Below are 2,176 nucleotides of genomic sequence, written 5' to 3'. Positions count from 1 at the left end.
CCGAACACCCGTCAGTGATCTGTCCGGGCTAAACAACAAGCCCGGCCATGACGAGACGAAGAACTCTGGTCGCGTTAAAGCGTCTTCAAATATTCGATCAGATCGTAGCGCTCGGCATCGTCCTTGAACATGCGGCCGATGACGCCATCGCGCTTCGGTTCGCCTTCCTTGCGCTCGAAGGAATGGCCGAGCACGCTGTTGCCCTGGATCGGGTCCTTCTCCGATCCCGCCGAGAACTGCGTTTCGCCCGTCTTGCATTTCTCATCCGCGGTCACCGCAAAGCCGACGGTCACGGGATCATAGTCGCGGCGGCCCATGCAGAATTTGGTCGGGCGCTCGTTCGCCGGCTTCAGCAACCAGTACAGCGAAGGCACCGAACCGTTGTGCAGGTAAGGTGCGGTAGCCCAGATGCCGTTCAATGGCCGCGCCCGATAGCGCGGGTCAGGCGCCGGATTGAGACAATTCTTGCGCGCGAGATTCCACATTTTCGCCCGTTCGGCCTCCGGGACCTTCTCGTCGTCCATCCATTTGCGGGCGACGAGGTCGACCACCGTCATGAGGCCGAGCGCGTAGACCATCTCGTTGGGCGATTTGCTTGCGGTCGGGATATCGCATTGCCACCATGTCTGGAGGTCGGCCGTATTCACCTTCAGGAAGCCGGGCACATCGACGATCCTGTTGCTGAGAACAAGGGACTGTTCGGGATCCGTCTTGATCTCCTTGAGGGGAATCGTGACCGCGTTCAGCACCTTGCTGTCGCCGCTCGGCTCCCAATGCTTCGATGACCAGAAGGCGGGCGTGTCGATGGCCGGAAGGTGGCACCCGGAGCACATCTCGGCATAGATGGCGCGGCCGCGCTCGACGCGATCGGGCTTCAGCCGCCATGCATCGCCGAGGATTTGCGAGGGCCATTGCGGCGCCAGCAGGCCGCCGAATTTCGGATCGGCGGAGGGATCGGCCGGCTTGAACGGATCGGGGCCTCTCAGCATGTCCTCGATCCAGCCGAGTGTCCTGATGTTCACCGAGGACCGCCACAGCCGGTCCTCCGGATAGGCGTCGGACAGGTTGAGCAGTGCGGTCACGCCGAGCGCTTCGCCGGCATTGCGAATTAACGGCTGCTCGATCGATGCGTCGTACTGGGCGAATTTGAACCAGGGCACGGTCCAGATCGCGGGGTAGCTGACCGGGGCATCCTGGGCATGCAGGTTCTTCTCGAAGCCCTTGACCCCGCTCAGCGCGAGATCCTGCGAGAAGACCTGGTTGCCGATGCGATTGAGAGCGTCGAGGCGGCCGAACCCTTCCTCCGTGTCCTGCTGCTGCCTGCCGTTCCAGGTCTTCTTGCTTTCAACCGTCTTTTGCTGGGTTTTCGCCCAGTCGATCAGGAACGTGCCGATCGCGCTGAGCTTCTGCTTGAGCGCGGCGCGGTCCGTCTTGCTGGCATCAGGGCCGAGCACGCGATCGGCAAAGCGCTGGAAGCGGAACGGGACATACAGGGTGTAGGCGATCGACAGGCCGGTCGAGAGCTCCAGCTTCTTCAGGTCGGTCATGGCCGGGCCGCCGTCGAAGCGCACGTCCACGCCCTGGTAATGGATCTGCCCGGTATGGCAGGCCGCGCAGGTCAACCCGATCTTGTCTTCCTCGCGACGGCCGGTCGCGGGATCGACGACCCCGGTCATCCGCGCGAATCCGACCGGCAGGCCGTCGACGTTCTCCACTGGCGTCCATCTGGTCGACCAGTCCGGCACCTGCGTCGTCTCATAGACATTGGCGTAACCGAAGCGGCGCAACGTCGTCGTGTCGGTCTGGATCGACTGCGGGCTCGGGATGAAGCCGAAGCCTTCGAGATAGGCGCTCTCCTTCATCATGCCGGGTTTCGAGAATAGATGAAGGCGTGGCTGCTCCAGCGCCATGAACCATTCATAGGGCACGGGGAAGGTCGCGGTGCCCTGGCTGGCATGATGGAACCAGTGCCGGTCCTTCAGCGACCAGTTCTGCTCGAGCCAGAAGGCCGCCTTCGTCTCCGGGACCGCAGGCAAGGGCGGCGGCAAGAGATTTACGAGAATTCCCTTCTGCGGCAGCATGGCGCGAACCTGATTGGGGAATTCGGCGACCGCGACGAGGGCAACGAGGCCGACGGCGATCAGCAAGGCCGCAAGCTTGAGGGCGCCCCGCACCA

General features: G+C 63.0%; 1 protein-coding gene. It reads right to left on the bottom strand.

Annotated elements, in window-relative coordinates:
- Positions 1-74 precede the first annotated feature (74 nt).
- A partial coding sequence (locus IC66_RS0110475) for a di-heme-cytochrome C peroxidase (protein ID WP_038947577.1) occupies positions 75-2,176 on the bottom strand: 2,102 nt, incomplete at its 5' end.

The sequence above is a fragment of the Bradyrhizobium genomosp. III genome (assembly GCF_000261705.1).
Lineage (GTDB): Bacteria > Pseudomonadota > Alphaproteobacteria > Rhizobiales > Xanthobacteraceae > Bradyrhizobium > Bradyrhizobium ottawaense.
Note: the sequence above shows the minus strand (reverse complement) of the source record. Positions and strands in the feature narration are given on the sequence as shown.